The following is a 17,109-nucleotide window of genomic DNA, read 5'->3' on the forward strand; positions in this document are numbered from 1 at the left end:
CGGCCGACCTCTGCTGGGGGCGGGACGGTTGGTTTAGGCGCCGGACCAGGTGGGGGCAGGCGTGGGTTGCGGCCAGTTGGTCGGGCGGTAGGTGGCGGGGGTTTGGGTGAGATTCTCAACCAGCTGTTCGCGGAGGCGGTTGGTGGCAAAGGCTCCCACCACGTTCATCTGGGCGTCTCGGTAGTGGCGTTCGACTTCGTGGCCGATCGTGACGCCGGCGGCGCCGTGAATCTGTACGGCGCGCTGGGTCACCTCGACGGCCATTTCGGTGGCGTAGACCTTGAGCATGCCGATCAGCTCCCTGGCGGAGTGGCCGGCGACGCGTTCGGTGGCGGCTCGGAGGGCCAGGACTCGGGCAGCGTCGAGTTGAGCGCGGGAGTCGGCCAGTTGAGCCTGCACGCCTTCCATGTGCGCCAAGGGACGCCCGAAGGAAACGCGCTGTTTCGCGTGCCGAACTGTGGCGGCCAGCGCGGACTCGGCGGTGGCGATGGCGGCGACCGAGACCAAGAGCCAGCCCCAGGTCATGCCTTCGGCTAGTTCGGTGAAGGGGACGGGGATGACGTTGGCTTCGTCGACGTGGGCGTCGGTGTAGACGATGCCGCCCCAAGGCATACCGCGCAGACCCATGTGCGGGATGTCGTAGCGGCGGACGCCGGGCTGATCGAGCTCGACGAAGGCCAAGCACCATTCAGGACCGTCATCACCCTCGAGGCGTTCGCGGCGAGCGAGCGTCACGGCGATGTCGGCGCGCGGTGCGTTGGTGATCCGCGACTTCTCGCCGTTGATGCTGAACCCATCCCCCGTACGGCGGACCAAGGTCTGATAGGTGGATGCGTCACTTCCGGCCGCGGTCTCGACAATCGCGAACGCTGCAAGGCGTTCACCGCTGACAATCGAGCGGACCAGGTCGTGATGCTTCTCGTTCCCGTAGGTCCGCAGCAGGTTGCCGCACAACAAAGCCGACACGGTGGCAGTCCAGTAGGTGCCGGAGCAAGCGCGGGCCAACGACTCCATCGCCTTCAGCTGCGCAGCCACATCCCCACCCGTTCCGCCAAGCTCTTCCGGGTGGAAGACCCCGAAGTAGCCACTGGCAACGAGTTCTTGCCAGTTCTCGGTGGGGATGGTTCCGGTGCTATCGACCTGGCCGGCTCGTCCGGCGATTCCTCTGTAGTCAGTCATAACATCTCCTCCAACATCGACGCGGCGACCACAGGACGAAGCAACTCGGAACCGCCACCCGACGAGACGAAGAAGCGCGCGTCGCGGTACGCACGGTCAACAAACTCGTCCCCCACCGCCGGCCCGGCCAACTCAGCAGCAGCCTCGGTCACCACCCGTACGGCGGACGCCGCGAACAGCCGAGCGGATGCGGCCTCCTGGTACGCAGTCGGCGCAGATTCGTCGAACAGGCCGGCAACCCGCTCAAGCAGCCCGCCGACAAGTTCGTTCTGAATCGCCAGGTCAGCCAAGGTGAAGCGCGCAGCCTGCGAATGCCCAACCGGAGCACCGGCCACCTCACGAGTGCGCAGCGCACCCAAGGACTCACTGGCCAGCGCACGAAGGATGCCCAGCCAAGCGGCGCTGACGAAAACCCAGTCCAGCGAGGCGAGCAGCGGCTCAACCTCAGTGGCAGCATCACCAACTGACCCCAGTACGGCGTCCGCCGACACCTGGCAGTCGTCGAAGACGAGCCGCGCCCATGGGCACGTCCGCAAGGCCGCCGGCGCCGACTCCTCGACACGCAAACCAGGTGCGTCCGCGTCGACCAGGAACGCCGTACGGGAGCCGGTGCTGTGCTCGGCGATCACCAGGAAGTGATGCGCTTTGGGGCCAAGGGCAACCAATTCGAGCGAGCCGGAGAGGACCCAGTCGGCGCCGGCCGCGCGAGCCGTCACGGTGGTGACGCCGCCGGAGGTCTGCAGCAACGACAGGCCGCCGATCCAATCACCCGCGGCAATGGCCGGCAGGTAACGCTCACGCTGGGCCTCAGTACCAAAGGTTCGCAGCGGCACAGTCACCAGCACCGCATGCGTCGTAACAGCCAGAGCGAGCCCCGGATCCTGCGAGCCCTCCCCCAGCGCGGCCAGCAACGCACCGGTCTGTACGGCGGTCAGTCCGCCACCGAACGTGCCCGGAACCGTCAGTGCCTTGAACAGCGTCTCGTCCCATTCGCGGTGCCGGTCGCGGGCGGCGGCGGTCGGACGAGCGAGGTGGCCGGCCAACTGCCGAACCTGCTCGACGACCGCGTCCGCATCGTCGCGGCGGTCACCAGGGAATTTCGGAAGCATACTTAATCCCTTTCCTGGGCGGATGTACTCGGGATGATTCCAAAGGAAGGTATCCGTGATTCCCCAGTAACGCCGGAATCATCACAAGAAACCACCGCTCGGCAGATTTCAACACCGGCGCACGTACTGGCTCACAAGGCTTCACGATCCTTCACACAGACCTGCTTGCCCCGCCCGGCCCGGCTCCCGCAAGGTTGTGAACAGCTCGCCAAGCCGCCCCGCTTCGTCGTAGTCGGGGTTGCCTCGCGGCCAAAACCGCCCACCGCAGGACACCGACGAGGGAGCACAAGCGTTATGGAGTCAGCAGTAAATTCCGACGACGGGCAGGCAATTCGGCCCCGATTGTCCGACGCCACTTTGCGGGATTCCGCACATATGGCGGGTGTCGAGTTCGGCCCGCAGGATGCGGCCGTCATTGCCGACCTGCTGGTGAAGACCGGGATCGAGCTCGTCGAGGTCGGTATGATCTCGGGCCCGAACAGCAAGGACGCGGATCTGATCGAGGCCACCCACGAGGCTGTCGGTCCCGAGCGCAGCATGTCGCTCGTCGTGGTCCGCGACCGCCAGCAGGTCGCCACCGCGCTGGATGAGGCGCAGCGCCTCGGCGTGCACCACATCATGTACTCGATCCCGACGTCTGAGCAGCACGCGATGCTCAAGCTCGGATCGGCCAGCCCGCGCTTCCTCGAGGCGCTGGCGAAGTCCGCCATCACCCAGGCCAAGGACCGCGGCTTCCACGTCACCTTCAGTGGTGAGGACGGCGCCCGTACGCCCAAGGAGCGCTTGGTTCCTTATGTGACAGCTGGTTTCGCGGTCGGCGCCGACCGGTTCCGGGTGGCCGAGACCGTCGCCTACCTGTCGCCGTGGCAGATGCAGGATCAGATCGCGAGCCTGACCGAGATCGACGGCTCCGAGATCGAGATCCACTCGCACAACATGCTGGGCATGGCCGTGGCGAACTCGCTCGCCGCAGTCCGCGCCGGCGCCAAGTGGATCTCCGCAACGGTCGGCGGCATCGGTGAGCGGGGCGGCAACGCACCCCTGGCCGAGCTGCTGATGGCGCTGCGCATCGTGCACGGTGACGACCGGTTCGACCTGTCGCACCTGACCGAGCTCTCCAGGGTCGCCCTCCGCGGCGCAGGCCTCGGTACGGCGTTCCAGTCGGGCCCGACCTCGCCGAACGCGTTCGCCTACGAATTGCCGGGCCAGCTCACGAACCCGGAGGCCTACGAAACCCTTCCGGCGGAATTGGTCGGCAATTCCCGCGAACTGCTCGTCCGCACCCGTTTGACACCCGCATTGGTCAAATGGGCACTCAAGGATTCCGACCTGACGGTCAATGTCGACGAATTCACTCCCTGGCTGATCACTCGGCAGGAAGAAACCGGCCGGCACCTGCTCGACCGCGACGGTATTCGCAAAGCCGCCGTCGACTTTCAGGCAATCTGACGCAGCCAGGCAATCTAACCAACCCCTTCCGTTCACCCTCATCGAAACTGGAGTTCACTGATGTCCACCGCCACCCTTTCCGGCGTCTGCCCCGAGTGTGAGACCGACCTGACCGTTCCGGCCCTCGTCACCGGCGAGACCTTCTCCTGCCCCGAGTGCATGCTGACGCTGCGCGTCGAGGGCATCGACGACGGCGAGCTCCGCCTGTCGATGGTCGAGGTGCAGTTGCGCGACTGGGGTCAGTGAGATGCCCCCGAAGTCCATCGCGATCGTCGCGGACCGGATCGCCTGGGAGGAGCGGCAGCTGATCCAGGCCGGGCCCGAACTGGGCCTGTCCGTCGAGTGGATCAACGACGAGTCGCTCTGCCTGGGCAACCCGGATGCCTCGGCGCTGGCCGGCTTCGACGCCGTGCTGCTGCGCAGCCGTAGCTACACCCGGGGCGGCCTGATCGCCACCCTGGCAGAGGAGTCCGGCACCCGAGTCATCAACTCGTCGCACGCCATCAACCTGTGTGAGAACAAGGCAGTCCTGCGGACCGCGCTGCGTAAGGCCGGCATCCCGGTCCCGGAGTTCCGGATGGTGTTCTCCCGCTCGGACTTCGCCAAGGCACTCACCGCGTTCGAGCTGCCGGTCGTCCTCAAGCCCGTGTACGGCGGGATGGGTAAGCGGGTCACGTTGATCCGCGACTCCGATCTGGCCAACTCCGTCTACGACTACGTCGAGGACCTCGGCCACGCGTTCGAGCAGGCTTGCCTGGTCGAACCGTTCCTGGCCGGTGGAGCCTCCGTGCGCTGCCTGGTCGTCGGCAATGAGCTGGTCGGGGTCGCGGAGTTCAGTACGGGTGGCGAGGACTGGCGCAACAACGCCGCCCTCGGGAACACCAGTCACGCCGCGGCCGACGACCCGTACGTCGCCAAGATCGTGAGCGGCGTGGTCGACGTACTCGGCCCTGGTATCTACGGCGTCGATCTCTTCCGCACGCCGAAGGGTTACGTCGTCAACGAGGTCAACCACGCACCGGGTTTCCGGGGTGTGGCCACCGCAACCGGGGTCAACGTAGCCGTGGCCATTGGCAACTATCTCGAGGAGGTACTCGCATGATCCGGGCCGGAATCGTCGGCGCCTCCGGGCTGGCCGGCGGCGACCTGATCCGCCTCATCGTCCAGCACCCTGACCTGGAACTCACGTTCCTCGGCGGCTCGTCCGCGATCGGCCGCCGCCCGGCCGAACTGCACCCCGGGCTGCGGATGGACCTGGGCCTGACGGTCCAGCCGGTCACCGAGGACATCGCCGACAAGGTCGACGTACTGTTCCTCGCTACCCCCGCACCGGTCTCAGCTCAGCTCGCCGAGCTGCTGGCCGACAAGATCCCCGCGATCATCGACCTCAGTGGCGCGTTCCGCATCCGTACGCCGGAGCTGCACGACCGCTGGTATCCGAAGGTCAACCGCAGCACCGAGCTCGCCGACCGGTTCGTGTACGGCGTCCCCGAGCTCATCGCCGACCAGCTTCCCCAGGCGAGCCTGATCTCGCTGCCGGGTTGCTACGCCACGTCCATCACGCTGGCCCTGGCTCCGCTCACTCTCGAGCTGGGTCTGGATCTCAAGACGGTCGTGATCGACGGCAAGAGTGGTTCCAGCGGTGGTGGTCTGTCGATGCGCAAGACAGACCTGCATCCGCTGCGCAACGGCGCGATCGCCCCGTACTCCCCCACCGGCCACCGCCATGCCGGTGAGGTTCGGGACTTCTTCGAGCGCGCCAAGCCCGGAACCATCGGCTCGCTGTCGATGTCGGCGTACGGGGTCTCGCACGTCCGTGGCCTGATGACCAGCAGCTACGTCTTCACCGATGCCGAGGTCAACCAGCGCGACCTGCACCGCGCCTACACAAGGTTCTACAAGGGCAAGCAGTTCGTGCGGGTGCGTCGACACAACGAGACGCTGATCCCGGTGCCGGATCCCCAAGCAGTGCTGGGTTCCAACTACTGCGACGTCACCGTCCTGTACGACGAAGAGGCCAAGCGAATCGTGGCTCTCGCAGCGCTCGACAACCTGGTCAAGGGCGCTGCCGGGCAAGCGATTCAGGCCGCCAACCTGCGGTTCGAACTGCCCGAGGAGTCGGGCCTGACGATGCAGCCGGTGATGCCCGCATGAGCGAGATTCCGATCGTCATCAAACTCGGCGGCAGCTGCCTCGACGACCTGGCCGGCGACTGGTGGAACGACTTGGCCGTGCACGCGGCGGAACAACCCGTCGTACTGGTGCATGGGTGGTCGAAGCCGCTCAAGCAGCTCAGCTCGCGCTACAGCGACCCGTCCGCGATTCTGCGGGACCGTTATGGCAACCAGAGCCGCTGGACCACCACCGAGGTGATCGAGGACATCAAGACGGTCAGCACGGTGATGGCCGACGACGTCGCCACCCGGCTGGAGTACCGCGGCATCACGCTCGAGCGCAGGCTCGGCAGTGACGGTCTCGTGTACGCCGGACCTGGCGAGCGCTGGTGGTGGCAGGGCAAACAGCTTGTGGAGCTGGAGAATCTGGTCGGCCCGATCACCAAGGTCGATCCGACCGTGCTCAAGAACCTCCGGCCCGGCCACGTCTACCTGGTGACTCCGCTGGCCAGGAACGAAGCAGGGCAAGAGGTCAACACCGATGCCGACCGTGCTGCTGCTGCCATCGCGGGCGCCATCGGGGCCACCAACCTCGTCCTGGTCACCGATGTCGCGCACCTGCTGATCGACGACGCTCCGGTCTCCCGGATCGACGCCGACGCGGCCGCGGCCTTCCGCGACAAGGGTGCCACCGGCGGGATGCGCAAGAAGTTGCGCGCCGCCGGTGAAGCCCTGGAGCAGGGCGTGGCCGAGGTCGTCATCGGCAGCGCGCCGGTCTCCGACCTCCTAGCCGGCCGGACCGGAACCGTCATCACTCGAGCGAAGGAGCAGTGACCGTGACGCAACCTCGCGTACTGGTCGTCAACAACAAGACCTTGTCGCTTCCCCAGCTCCGCAAGCGGTTCGAGGACTTCGGCGCGGCGACCGACGTTGTCTCGAGTACCGAAGTACCGGCGAAGCTGAACGGCAGCCACCAGGCGATCGTGCTGAGCGGTACCAAGGTCCGGGCCTATGACACCGAGTACTACAAGCCGCTGATCGATCTGGTCATGACGTCGAACGTCCCGGTCTTCGGGATCTGCGGCGGCATGCAGATCATCGCTGTCTCTCAAGGCGCGGAGCTGGCCGAGGGCGAGCAGCGGGTCGGCGGTCACGACGCTGAGGTGGACAAGAGCGAGGCGCTGTTCACCTTCGTCAAGCCGACCGTGACGGTCTTCCACCGGCACACCCTCTACCTGCAGGCGGCCCCGGCCGGCTTCAAGTCGATCGGCCGCTCCGACCACGCGCCCGTCGAGTTCCTGCGCTCCGACGACGGCCGGATCTTCGGATCCCAGGCCCACCTGGAGTTTCGTGACGACGGCCGGGAGATCCTCCGCGGTTTCGCCCAAACCTTCCTCTAAACCCAAAGGACATGGCATGACTGAGCTCGACAAGCCCGCCCTCACCGTGCACCTGAACGGTGCCGGTGGAGACATCAAGGGCTGGGTGGTCATCGACTCCCTGTACGACGGCCTGGCGATGGGCGGCACCCGGATGACGACCGGTGTCACCGAGGAAGAGGTCGCCGGGCTGGCCCGCGACATGACCCACAAGTTCACGCTGGCCGGGCTGCCGATCGGTGGCGCGAAGGCCGGCATCGTCTCCGACGGCACCGACCGCGAGACGACGTTCAAGACCTTCGGCCGGACCGTGAAACCCTTGCTGCACGGGGGAATCCACCTCGGAATCGACATGGGCGTGACGCCGGCCGACCGGGCGATCTTCTTCGAGGAGGCGAAGTACGACCCGCGCTACCGCCTCGGTGCGCCGGACATGCCGATCGACTGGCGGACGTACTACGAGCCGCTGATCGACTGCACCGGTCACGGGGTCGGCGTCGGCGCGATCACCGCGCTGGAGGCCAGTGGTCGCAAGAACGCCAGGGTCGTCGTACAGGGCTTCGGCGCAGTTGGCCGTGCGGTCGCACAGTTCCTTGAGCAGCGCGGTCACGTGGTGGTCGGCGTCGCCGACATCGACGGCACGATCAGCGCGGACCGGCTGCCGGTCGACAAGCTCATCGCGATCACCGACGAATTCGGTCGCATCGATCGGACCAAGCTGCCCGACGGCGTGACTCAGTTGAGCGGTTCGGATGCGTGGCTGGACGTCGACGCGGATCTGCTGATCCTCGCGGCGCAGAAGCGTGCACTGAACGACGAGAACGTGCACCGGCTGCGCGCCGAACTAGTTGTCGAGGGCGCCAATATCGCGTCGACTCCGGTGGCGCAGGAGAAGGCTCGCGCGGCAGGCGCCGTACTGGTGCCGGGTGTGATCGCCAATATCGGCGGCGCAGGTTCGGCGGCGCTGGCCGTCACTCGCGTAGTCCCGTTCGACCTGGAGGCCGAGGCCCGTAAGGCGTGGGTCTTCGACTGGATCGGGAACCGGGTAAAGCTCAACACTCAAGCCCTGCTGGAGATTGCCAAGGCCGGCGCGGGCGACCCGCTGCCCGAGCTGCTCGCCGTACGGCGTGCGGAGCGCGGCCGATGACCGACGAGTACCGGCGTCGCGGCTGGTGGCGGGACGACACGTTCCTCGACGACCTGCGCAAGCAGGCCCGGGAACGGCCTCGCAAACTCGCTATCGCCGGACGCCGGCTCGAAGAGGCTCACACCGACACCCTTGACTACTCGGAGCTGTCCAGGCTGACGGACAGATTCGCCGGAGCCCTTCTGCAGCTGGGAGTTGAGCGCGGCGAGACCGTCGCGGTCCAGCTTCCGAACCGGTGGGAGATCGTGCCGCTGATGTTCGCCACTATGGCGGTCGGCGCGGTCATCGTCCCGATCGCCCCGGAATGCCAGGGCGATGAGCTGCACCACCGGCTCGCACTCACCGAGGCCAAGGTGTTCATCACCCTGCCTGAGGTGGCCGCGGACATCCGCAAGGTGCAGGGCGAGCTGCCGGTCAAGGAACTGATCGAGATCGACAGCCAGGAGTTCCACGATCACTTCATCGGAACGCATTGGGAGGAGACGACAGACCTGACGGGTCGTCAGCTCCAGCCGGACGAGCCGTTCGTGGTCCTCTTCACCTCCGGTACGACGGGCTTCTCCAAAGGCGTTGTCCACAGCCAGAACACGGTGCATTCCGGCGTTCGCGGTTACGTGGACGCGTTCATGCTCAGCGACGACCTGGTCGTCGCGAACACGACCCCGCTGGTGCACTACTCGGGCTTCGGCCAGGGTGTGCTCGCCAGTGTGTTGCTCGGCGGAACCGTCGCCTTCCAGGACGGTCCCGACAAAGCAGGCCTGCTGGACCTTGTGGAGCGCTATCGCGCCACGCTTCTGTACGGTCCCCCTCCAACCCTCAGCGGTGTTGCACGGGTCCAGCAGGCCGACCCTCATGACGTCTCGAGCCTGCAGCACACGGTCACCGGCGCGGCGCCGGTGCTCCAGGGGCTCGTCGACGAGATGCGGGCGACGTTCGGGTCGCGGACCTATTCGGTCTGGGGCATGTCGGAGTTCGGCCCGATCACGATCAGCCGGCTCGACTACGACCGGGACTGGGCCGCACACAGTCACGGCCGGCCGATCGACGCGATGGAGATTCGCGTCGACCTCTGCCACGACCAGTCGAAGCGTGCGCCGGTGGGTCGGCTGCGGGTCCGGGGCGCTTCCCAGGCGCTCGGGTATTTCAAGCAGCAGGACGTCTTCGACGCCGAGGTGAACGAAGAAGGCTGGTTCGACACCGGTGACGTCGCGCGCGAAGACGGTCGCGGCGGGATCCGGATCCTCGGTCGGGCGAAGGACACGATCGTCCGGGACGGAATCGTCGTACCGATGGCTGAGCTGGAGGCAGTCATCTCACAGCACCCGAAGGTCACCGAGGCTGTCTTGGTCGGGACGACCGGCAAGGTGGACGACCCGATCCTGGCCGTGGCCGTCGCTACCGCGGGGAACCGTCCGACGCTGCAGGAGATCCAGGCGCATCTGAAGTCGTCCGGGCAGGACCCACGGTTCTACCCCGAGCGGCTCGAGATTGTTGAGGTCCTGCCCAAGACCTTGACCGGCAAGGTGCGCAAGGTCGAGCTGCGAAAGCTCTACGCAGCATGACAGTGACCATGTCCGCGACGCTGGCCGCCGACGAGGAGTTCGAACGTCGGCGGCTGGCCGGGGAACGCGTGCTGTTCCTTGCCACCGGTGAGATCGGGCTGCCTGTCCTGCCGGAACTGCGCGAGCAGCTGATCGCTGCTTCGGGCCGGAATGCCTATGGGCCAGTTGCCGGTTCTCCTGAGGTCAGGTTGGCGGCTGCCGGTTACTGGAATCGGCGCGGTCTGCCGACTGATCCGGCCGATGTGGTCTGCGGCCCGGGGACGAAACCACTGTTGTTCGCGCTGATGATGGCGGTCGGCGGCGATGTCGTCGTACCGGTTCCTACGTGGGTGAGTTATGCCGCGCAGGCACAGCTCGCCGGCTTGCGGTCGATTCCGGTACGGACACGGCCCGGCGAAGGCGGCGTACCGGATCCGACCGAGTTGCGGGCGCAGGTATTGCAAGCGCGCAAGGCTGGCGGCAATCCGCGCAGTGTCGTGGTGACGCTGCCGGACAACCCGACCGGCACGATCGCCAAGCCGGAGACGGTTCGTGAGCTCGCTGAGGTGGCACGCGAACTCGATCTGGTGATCATCTCCGACGAGATCTACTGCGATCTCGCCTACGCCCCGGCCGTCTCGCCTGCGATCTATGCGCCGGAACGGACTGTGGTCACCACCGGCCTGACCAAGAACCTGGCCGTCGGTGGCTGGCGCCTCGGCGTCGCACGTCTACCAACCGAAGAACTACGCACGCGACTCATCAGCATCGCGAGCCAGATCTGGTCGAGTACGGCGGCTCCGGTCCAGGCGGCGGCTGCGTACGCCTTGGCCGAACCACCCGAGGTGATCAAGCGTGTGGCCGCGTCCCGGCGGTTGCACGAACGCGTCGCACGACGGGTTGCCGAAGTCTTCACCGCGGTTGGCGCCGAGCTCGCGCCGGTGCAGGCCACTTGCTACCTCTACCCCGACTTCGAGCCGCTTCGCGGTCAGCTCGGCGTCAGCGGGAGCGACGAGCTCACCAAGCTCCTCAGCACCCAGTACGGCGTCGCCTTGCTCCCCGGCACGGCGTTCGGCGAACCCGAAGGCTCGCTGCGGATCCGCGCCGCAACCAGCCGCCTGTACGGCGAGACCGAGGCGGAACGTCATGCCGCACTGGTAGCGCCGGACCCTCTCACCCTGCCCTGGATCAGCGAGTCGATCGATCGCCTGACCGAAGTCCTGACCGAACTAACCAAGGAGAGCAATGTCCACCGTCATCTTCGAAGTTGAGTACCGCGGGCGCCGCTACGCCGGAGTGGGGCTGCCGACCGATGCACCGGTCACCCTGTTTCCGGTCGCCGAGGACCAGCTGCGGAACGCCGTACTGGCCGGGGGTGGCACGCAGGCGCTCCTCGACTCGCTGACGTCCGGAACCGACACGGTCACGGTCGCCGCCGACGACCCTGACATCCGCTTCCTGCCGCCGCTGCTGCCGGCCTCGAACAACTCCCTCGTCACCGGCTTCATGGGCACGCACCGCTCCAAGTTCCCCGCGCCGCCGACCCCGGACGAGCCGTTCAAGGCGCCGAACTGGCTGATCAAGGGCTTCGGCTCCTGGCTGGAGACCAACGGCAAGCCGCTGACCGTCCCGTCGACGTCGGTCGAATTGCTGGAGGAGCCCGAGGTCGGGCTGGTCTTCGTCAACGACGAGTTCGGCAACCCGCACTACGCCGGCTACACGTTCGGCAACGACCTCAACGACATCGGGCTGCATCTGCAAAACCCGTGGGGATGGACGCCGTACGCGAAGCTCTGTGACACCTCATTGACGCCGTGGCTGTTCCTCGGCGAGCCGCCGACCACGGTCACCGGGCAGATCATCATCGAGCGCGAGGGCGAGGTCGCCTGGAAGGGCGACTTCTCCGCCGGCGCCGACTCGATCTTCCAGCGCGTCCCGGACATGGTCGACAACCTGTTCTCGTACGCCGGGATGCGCCGGCCCGACCTGGTCAACTACCTGCTGCTCGGGTCGGACAAGGCCAGCTGGCATGCCGGCTACCGGATCGCCGATGGCGACCGGATCATCTTCGACATCGCCAGCCACGGCGTCGTACTGGCCAACGATGTCGTGGTCGCCGGTCAGGCCGAGACGGCTGCCTCGGCCGAGTTCGGGGTTTGGGGGGCGCCCTCTGCCTGAGCCTCCCGGACCGCCACCAGGTACTCGGAGATGGCGGCGCGGTTGCGCTCGAGGAAGCGGATGCGCTCGGCCATCCGGTCCCGTTCGCCTTCGAGGAGCGCAACCGTCTCCTCGGTGGGCGCGGAGATCCGGATCGCGCGCGGGGTGTCCATACACGGCAGGACCTCCCGGATGACCCGGGTCGGCAGTCCCGCGTCCAGCAGGCCGCGGATCTGGATCACCTTGTCCACACAGGACTCGGCGTAGTCCCGGTAGCCGTTGGCGGACCGCTGGGACCCGATCAGGCCCTGCTCCTCGTAGTAGCGCAACAGCCGCCGGGAGGTCCCGGTCCGCTCCGCCAGAGTTCCGATCCGCATGTGGCGCACCTCACAACTCGATGAACTTGACCTGTACATCAATGAGAAGGTTTGAGTATATCTCCCATGGCTGCTTCCCAGACTGAGATCTCCCCACCGCCCGTCGGGGGCGGGAACAACAAGCTCCCCTGGTCACCGCTGCTGGCGCTGAGCACTGCGGCGTTCGTCGGCATCCTGACCGAGGCCCTGCCCGCCGGCGTCCTGCCGGAAATGGCCCGTGACCTGTCGGTCAGCGAGTCCGCAGCAGGCCAGTCGCTGACGATTTATGCTATCGCGACCGGCGTCGCCGCGATCCCGTTGTCCGTGGCGACCGCCACCTGGAACCGCAAGAAGCTATTGCTGCTCGCGGTCACGATGATCGGTATCGCGAACGTCGTCACAGCGACCTCTTCCAGCTACGTGCTGACCATGGGCTTCCGCCTGCTGGCCGGTATCGCAGCGGCAGCGGTCTGGGCCGAGCTGGTCGGCTACGCGCGCCGGTTGGCACCGCCACATCTGCAAGGTCGAGCCATCTCGATCACCATGGCCGGTGTCCCACTCGCCCTGGCGCTCGGTATCCCGGTCGGCACCTTCCTCGGTAACCTCTTCGGCTGGCGACTCACCTTCGGGATCGTCGCCGCGCTCTCCGTCATCCTGCTCGGCTGGATGGGCCTGTCGGTCCCGTCCACTCCCGGTCAGCCGGTAGGCCAGCGCGAGCCGATCTTCCAGGCACTCAAGCTTCCGGGCGTCGTCGCGGTCCTGTTCACGGTCGCGGCCTGGGTCCTGGCGCACAACATCCTCTACACCTACATCTCGACGTTCCTCGACGAGTACCAGATGGGCACCCGACGCGACCTCGTCCTGCTGGTCTTCGGTATCGCCTCGGTCATCAGCATCGTGGTCACCGGCGCCATGGTCGACCGCAAGCTGCGCGGTCTCACCATCGGCTCCGCGATCATGTTCGTCATCGCCGCAGCGATGCTCGCAGTCGGAGCTGGCAACGACCTAGTCGTCTACGCGGCCATGATCATCTGGGGCCTGAGCTGGGGTGGCGTCACCACGCTGCTGCAGACGGCCGTCACCGATGCCGGTGGCGATCGCGGTCAGGCTCTCCTGGTCACCACCTGGAACTCGTTCATGGCCGGCGGCGGTGCCGTTGGCGGCATCCTGCTCGCGGTCCTCGGCCCGAAATCGTTCCCCTGGGGCGTCCTCGTGCTGATCATCCCCGTCGTGCTGGTTGCGGTCCTCGCCCGCAAGCACGGCTTCCCAAGCCGGCGACCAAACGCAGCCTGATCGCCGAAGAGGCCGTGTCCGTCATGGGGTTCCTTCCCCGTGCCGGACACGGCACCTCTTAACCCCTGCCGATCCGGTAGCCGACTCCGCGGACCGTGATGATCCAGGAGCTGGCTCCGAGCTTGGCTCGCAAGCTCCGCACGTGAGTGTCGATCGTGCGGCTCGAATCGGCCCAACTAGTCTCCCAGACACTCGCCATCAACTGTTTGCGTGACACCGCCTCGTCGGGATGCGACGCCAGTTTGTGCAAGAGCTCGAACTCCTTGCCAGTCAGCCGAATCGGCTCACCGCGCAAGCGCGCTTCATGCGCTTGAACATCAAGACTCAACGATCCCAGCGTCATCACGCGGCCCGGCTGACGGCACGGCAGCGTCCGCCGCAGCACCGCCTCGATCCGGGCCAGCATCTCGCGCGGACCACACCGGGCGTCGACACAATCGTCCGCACCGGCTTGCAGGGCAAGGATCCGGTCCGTCTCGGTACCACCCGAGGAGACCGTGATGATCGGCTTGTCACCAGCACCCCGAATCGACCGGCACACCTCGAGCCCGTCGATATCGGGCAGATCCAAGTCCAGCAAGACGAAATCGGAACTCCGGTGCGCCCGCAACGCCTTGGCACCGGTATCCACACTGCTCACCGCGTATCCCTGCCTCCGCAGGTCCCGTCGTCTGGACTCGATCTCCGCGGAGATCCCTTCGACCACGAGAACGCGCACTGTCCCCTGTGCCACTGCTCACCTCACATGCCTCTCGATACCGAGACCTCACGGGCAGCGTCCCCCCAGGACACTAAAATGATAGTGATCTTTTTTTTATCGTCAACGAAAGATAGTCACCAGGTGGCGACCCTGGGCAAGAAATATTCGGAGCGTGCCCGATCAGTTGCCCAGGGTCAGATTCAGCCACTTAAATGGCGCTTGAACCACCGTCGACGGGGATCGCTCCACCGGTGATGAACGACGCGTGATCGCTGAGCAACCAGGCCGCAGTGCGCGCGACCTCGATCGGATCAGCCATCCGCTTCTGGATCTGACGGGCGACCGCGCCCTCCTCCAGCGGCGGGAACGCCCGAATCGCGTTCTCCATCAGCTCGGTCCGGGTCGTGCCGACAATCAAGGCATTGACTCGGACGCCGTACGGGCCGTACTCAGCGGCAGCCGCTCGGGTCAACCCCAGTACGGCGTGCTTGGCGGCGACGTACGCGGCTCCTGCACCCGTGGCGAACGTGCCGGCCGTGCTCGAGGTGTTGACCACCGAGCCGCCCGACTCGAGCATCACCGGTAGTTGGTGCTTGAGGCAGTTCCAGGTACCGCGGACGTTGACGTCCATGGTCTTCTCGAAGTCCGCGTCGTCGGTCTCGTGCACGAGGGTGCCGATGGTGCCCCAGCCGGCGTTGTTGAAGGCACCGTTCAGTCCACCGAAGGTGTTCACCGCGGTCGCGACTGCCTGCTCCACTGCATCCGTATCGATGACGTCGCCCGCGGCAACCTCGACCCGGCCACCGGCCGCGCGAATCTCGGCAGCGATCTCGTCGAGCTTGTCCTTGCGGCGAGCCATCAGGACGACGGCCGCCCCTTCGGCGGTGAACCACCGAGCGGCCGCGGCACCGATGCCGCTGGACGCTCCGGTGATCATGATCGTCTTCCCACTCAGCGTGCCCGCTGCATCACTCACGGCCGATCCCCTTGACTCCGTTGCACTGATCCGACACTCCGAGCGCCGGCATCAGGCAGCGCCAGATCTCTTCTACCCGCTCGACCAGGTCTTCGTGGCCGGTTTCGACGTACGAGTGCATCTGGGCACCGGTGCACGCGTTGACGATCATCCGGGCGATCGACTCGATGTCGACCTCGGGCTTCACCTCGCCGCTGTCGACCGCGGCCTGCAGGTCCTCCGCCATCACCGTCGTCCACTGCTGATGGGAGTTCTCCCCCGCCGGCATGAAGCGGTCCTGCTCCCAGACCAACCGAGCCCCGGCCCGCAGCATCGGATTCTCGGCGAGCTGACCCGCCCACGTCCGGGTCGTGTCAATGGCTCGCTGCAGCCCTCGCGACGTCTCCGTCGGTACGACGAAGTCCGGCTGGCCGGCGACGATCGCGCGGGCCAGCTCTTCCTTGGAGCGGAAGTGGAAGTACACCCCACCCAGCGTCACCCCGGCGCGGTCGGCGATCTTCATGACGCTGGCACCGGAGAACCCGTTCTCCGCGAAAACCTCGGCGGCGGCCTGCATCACTGCCGCTCGCGTCCGCTCGGCCCGCGCCTGTTTCACCACCCGTGGAGCCATGACGACACCCTCTCCCCTGCAATCTCGTCCGAATCGCTTCACGAAAAGAACAACTTTATTTAATTTATACGTGGAGACTGGATGGACGCACCATCCTTGTCCCGTACCTGTCGTCCCACAGGGGGGAAACCTGTCATGACTGTGAGTCCAACCACCACCGCTCCACCCGTCGCCGCTGCCATCCAAACGCTTGTCCGCAAGGACAAATCGGAGGAAGCACTCGTCACCGAGTGGCGCGAACTCCCCGATCTCGTCCAAGAGGTCACGGCCTGCTGGCCGCAGAGTCACGCCTTCTACACAGAGGGCAACCATTACACGCCGTTGCTGTTCACGGAAAGCCTGCGGCAAGCACTTGCTTTATTAAGTCACCGTGTTCATGCGATTCCGTTGGGTCACCGACTCGGCTGGGAACAGATCAGTTCCTGGATTCTTCCGACCGCGCTGGACGTCCGGAGCAGCGCGAAAAAGGTGACTCTCCTGGTGAGCCACCCCAGCGTCACCCGACGCCGGATGGGATCCGTCTACCTGGTCTCCCGGATCGACGCCGTCAGCGACGGCCGCCGGATCGGCGGCGCCGAAGTGCAGTACAGCGCGCATCCGCCGGCCATCTACGACCGGCTGCGCGGCCCTTACTCGTCCGCGAAGGATGCCTTCAGCAAGGCCATCCGCCTCACGCCGCCGGTCGAGCCGACGCTTGTCGGTCGCAGCAAGCCAGGCAACGTCGTACTGACTGCCCTTGACCAGCCGCAAACCTGGCAGCTCCGAGTCGACACCAGCCACAGCGTCCTCTTCGACCACCCGCATGACCATGTCCCCGGCATGGTCCTCCTCGAAGCCGCCGCCCAGGCCGCCCAAGCCTCGGTCCCCGGCTCAGTCGCAACCCGCTTCGACACCAAGTTCCTCCGCTACGTCGAATTCGACCAGCCCTGTGTCGTCACGGCGACCTCCGGCCCGGCCAACGGTGAAGTTCAGGTCACCGTCACCCAGACCGGCAAGCCCGTCTTCACCGCCACCGTCACCACCGAACCCTGGCCCGCCTAACCCCGCATCTTTGAGCCCCCACCAACCATTCCGCGGCTGCGAGAGTGGTTGGTGGGTT

Annotated in this window: 18 protein-coding genes; 12 read left to right on the forward strand and 6 right to left on the reverse strand. The window is 66.3% G+C overall.

Going from position 1 to position 17,109, the window contains the following annotated elements; genetic code table 11:
* Positions 1–33: 33 nt before the first annotated feature.
* On the reverse strand, positions 34–1,179 hold the full coding sequence (locus E1263_RS27355; RefSeq protein ID WP_132172403.1) for an acyl-CoA dehydrogenase family protein: 1,146 nt from the start codon (positions 1,177–1,179) through the stop codon (positions 34–36).
* Entirely contained in the window at positions 1,176–2,288 is a 1,113-nt protein-coding gene (locus E1263_RS27360; protein WP_132172405.1) for an acyl-CoA dehydrogenase family protein, read from the reverse strand. The genes E1263_RS27355 and E1263_RS27360 overlap by 4 nt, the downstream gene beginning before the upstream one ends.
* Positions 2,289–2,582: 294 nt before the next feature.
* Between E1263_RS27360 and E1263_RS27365 the strand changes: the two genes are divergently transcribed.
* From E1263_RS27365 to E1263_RS27410, 10 genes are read left to right on the forward strand one after another with little or no spacing between them, the layout of a single operon-like run.
* Positions 2,583–3,737, forward strand: a complete 1,155-nt coding sequence (locus E1263_RS27365) for an isopropylmalate synthase (protein ID WP_132172407.1) — start codon at positions 2,583–2,585, stop codon at positions 3,735–3,737.
* 60 nt (positions 3,738–3,797) lie between these two features.
* Complete coding sequence (locus E1263_RS27370) at positions 3,798–3,983, forward strand: lysine biosynthesis protein LysW (protein WP_132172409.1); 186 nt, start codon at positions 3,798–3,800, stop codon at positions 3,981–3,983.
* Between the two features lies 1 nt (position 3,984).
* Entirely contained in the window at positions 3,985–4,839 is an 855-nt protein-coding gene (locus E1263_RS27375) for an ATP-grasp domain-containing protein (RefSeq protein ID WP_132172411.1), read from the forward strand.
* Complete coding sequence (gene argC / locus E1263_RS27380) at positions 4,836–5,891, forward strand: N-acetyl-gamma-glutamyl-phosphate reductase (protein ID WP_132172413.1); 1,056 nt, start codon at positions 4,836–4,838, stop codon at positions 5,889–5,891. Before E1263_RS27375 ends, argC begins: the two co-directional genes overlap by 4 nt.
* Complete coding sequence (locus tag E1263_RS27385; protein WP_132172415.1) at positions 5,888–6,685, forward strand: amino acid kinase family protein; 798 nt, start codon at positions 5,888–5,890, stop codon at positions 6,683–6,685. The genes argC and E1263_RS27385 overlap by 4 nt, the downstream gene beginning before the upstream one ends.
* A 2-nt stretch (positions 6,686–6,687) precedes the next feature.
* On the forward strand, positions 6,688–7,251 hold the full coding sequence (locus E1263_RS27390; protein ID WP_132172417.1) for a glutamine amidotransferase-related protein: 564 nt from the start codon (positions 6,688–6,690) through the stop codon (positions 7,249–7,251).
* 16 nt (positions 7,252–7,267) lie between these two features.
* Entirely contained in the window at positions 7,268–8,377 is a 1,110-nt protein-coding gene (locus E1263_RS27395; RefSeq protein ID WP_132172419.1) for a Glu/Leu/Phe/Val dehydrogenase dimerization domain-containing protein, read from the forward strand.
* Complete coding sequence (locus tag E1263_RS27400) at positions 8,374–9,939, forward strand: AMP-binding protein (RefSeq protein ID WP_132172421.1); 1,566 nt, start codon at positions 8,374–8,376, stop codon at positions 9,937–9,939. The genes E1263_RS27395 and E1263_RS27400 overlap by 4 nt, the downstream gene beginning before the upstream one ends.
* Positions 9,936–11,189 (forward strand): pyridoxal phosphate-dependent aminotransferase, encoded by a 1,254-nt coding sequence (locus E1263_RS27405; protein ID WP_132172423.1) that lies wholly within the window; start codon positions 9,936–9,938, stop codon positions 11,187–11,189. The genes E1263_RS27400 and E1263_RS27405 overlap by 4 nt, the downstream gene beginning before the upstream one ends.
* Positions 11,164–12,096 carry a fumarylacetoacetate (FAA) hydrolase gene (locus tag E1263_RS27410; RefSeq protein WP_132172425.1) on the forward strand — a complete coding sequence of 311 codons (933 nt, stop codon included), beginning with the start codon at positions 11,164–11,166 and terminating at the stop codon, positions 12,094–12,096. The genes E1263_RS27405 and E1263_RS27410 overlap by 26 nt, the downstream gene beginning before the upstream one ends.
* Here E1263_RS27410 and E1263_RS27415 read toward each other — a convergent pair.
* Entirely contained in the window at positions 12,039–12,452 is a 414-nt protein-coding gene (locus E1263_RS27415; RefSeq protein ID WP_132172427.1) for a MerR family transcriptional regulator, read from the reverse strand. The two genes, E1263_RS27410 and E1263_RS27415, sit on opposite strands and share 58 nt — an antisense overlap.
* A gap of 66 nt (positions 12,453–12,518) precedes the next feature.
* On the opposite strand from E1263_RS27415, the gene E1263_RS27420 reads away from it, so the two are divergent.
* Positions 12,519–13,724 (forward strand): MFS transporter, encoded by a 1,206-nt coding sequence (locus E1263_RS27420; RefSeq protein ID WP_132172429.1) that lies wholly within the window; start codon positions 12,519–12,521, stop codon positions 13,722–13,724.
* A 58-nt stretch (positions 13,725–13,782) separates the two neighbouring features.
* On the opposite strand, the gene E1263_RS27425 is transcribed toward E1263_RS27420, so the two are convergent.
* The 3 genes from E1263_RS27425 to E1263_RS27435 form a co-directional block, all read right to left on the reverse strand.
* On the reverse strand, positions 13,783–14,457 hold the full coding sequence (locus tag E1263_RS27425) for a response regulator transcription factor (RefSeq protein WP_132172431.1): 675 nt from the start codon (positions 14,455–14,457) through the stop codon (positions 13,783–13,785).
* Between the two features lie 175 nt (positions 14,458–14,632).
* Positions 14,633–15,400, reverse strand: coding sequence for an SDR family NAD(P)-dependent oxidoreductase (locus E1263_RS27430; RefSeq protein WP_202869071.1), 768 nt, complete (start codon positions 15,398–15,400; stop codon positions 14,633–14,635).
* Positions 15,393–16,010 carry a ScbR family autoregulator-binding transcription factor gene (locus tag E1263_RS27435; protein ID WP_132172433.1) on the reverse strand — a complete coding sequence of 206 codons (618 nt, stop codon included), beginning with the start codon at positions 16,008–16,010 and terminating at the stop codon, positions 15,393–15,395. Before E1263_RS27435 ends, E1263_RS27430 begins: the two co-directional genes overlap by 8 nt.
* 135 nt (positions 16,011–16,145) lie before the next feature.
* Between E1263_RS27435 and E1263_RS27440 the strand changes: the two genes are divergently transcribed.
* Positions 16,146–17,051 carry a ScbA/BarX family gamma-butyrolactone biosynthesis protein gene (locus E1263_RS27440; RefSeq protein WP_132172435.1) on the forward strand — a complete coding sequence of 302 codons (906 nt, stop codon included), beginning with the start codon at positions 16,146–16,148 and terminating at the stop codon, positions 17,049–17,051.
* Positions 17,052–17,109 lie beyond the last annotated feature (58 nt).

This window comes from Kribbella antibiotica (assembly GCF_004349055.1).
In the GTDB taxonomy this organism is placed as follows: Bacteria; Actinomycetota; Actinomycetes; order Propionibacteriales; family Kribbellaceae; genus Kribbella; species Kribbella antibiotica.

What these genes read in the sequence shown, in the direction of transcription:
- E1263_RS27355 (WP_132172403.1), bottom strand. Translation starts at nt 1,179, where the DNA reads ATGACTGACTACAGAGGAATCGCCGGACGAGCCGGCCAGGTCGATAGC.
- E1263_RS27440 (WP_132172435.1), top strand. Translation starts at nt 16,146, where the DNA reads ATGACTGTGAGTCCAACCACCACCGCTCCACCCGTCGCCGCTGCCATC.
- E1263_RS27385 (WP_132172415.1), top strand. Translation starts at nt 5,888, where the DNA reads ATGAGCGAGATTCCGATCGTCATCAAACTCGGCGGCAGCTGCCTCGAC.
- E1263_RS27420 (WP_132172429.1), top strand. Translation starts at nt 12,519, where the DNA reads ATGGCTGCTTCCCAGACTGAGATCTCCCCACCGCCCGTCGGGGGCGGG.
- E1263_RS27360 (WP_132172405.1), bottom strand. Translation starts at nt 2,288, where the DNA reads ATGCTTCCGAAATTCCCTGGTGACCGCCGCGACGATGCGGACGCGGTC.
- E1263_RS27435 (WP_132172433.1), bottom strand. Translation starts at nt 16,010, where the DNA reads ATGGCTCCACGGGTGGTGAAACAGGCGCGGGCCGAGCGGACGCGAGCG.
- E1263_RS27395 (WP_132172419.1), top strand. Translation starts at nt 7,268, where the DNA reads ATGACTGAGCTCGACAAGCCCGCCCTCACCGTGCACCTGAACGGTGCC.
- E1263_RS27370 (WP_132172409.1), top strand. Translation starts at nt 3,798, where the DNA reads ATGTCCACCGCCACCCTTTCCGGCGTCTGCCCCGAGTGTGAGACCGAC.
- E1263_RS27375 (WP_132172411.1), top strand. Translation starts at nt 3,985, where the DNA reads ATGCCCCCGAAGTCCATCGCGATCGTCGCGGACCGGATCGCCTGGGAG.
- E1263_RS27405 (WP_132172423.1), top strand. Translation starts at nt 9,936, where the DNA reads ATGACAGTGACCATGTCCGCGACGCTGGCCGCCGACGAGGAGTTCGAA.
- argC (WP_132172413.1), top strand. Translation starts at nt 4,836, where the DNA reads ATGATCCGGGCCGGAATCGTCGGCGCCTCCGGGCTGGCCGGCGGCGAC.
- E1263_RS27365 (WP_132172407.1), top strand. Translation starts at nt 2,583, where the DNA reads ATGGAGTCAGCAGTAAATTCCGACGACGGGCAGGCAATTCGGCCCCGA.
- E1263_RS27400 (WP_132172421.1), top strand. Translation starts at nt 8,374, where the DNA reads ATGACCGACGAGTACCGGCGTCGCGGCTGGTGGCGGGACGACACGTTC.
- E1263_RS27410 (WP_132172425.1), top strand. Translation starts at nt 11,164, where the DNA reads ATGTCCACCGTCATCTTCGAAGTTGAGTACCGCGGGCGCCGCTACGCC.
- E1263_RS27415 (WP_132172427.1), bottom strand. Translation starts at nt 12,452, where the DNA reads ATGCGGATCGGAACTCTGGCGGAGCGGACCGGGACCTCCCGGCGGCTG.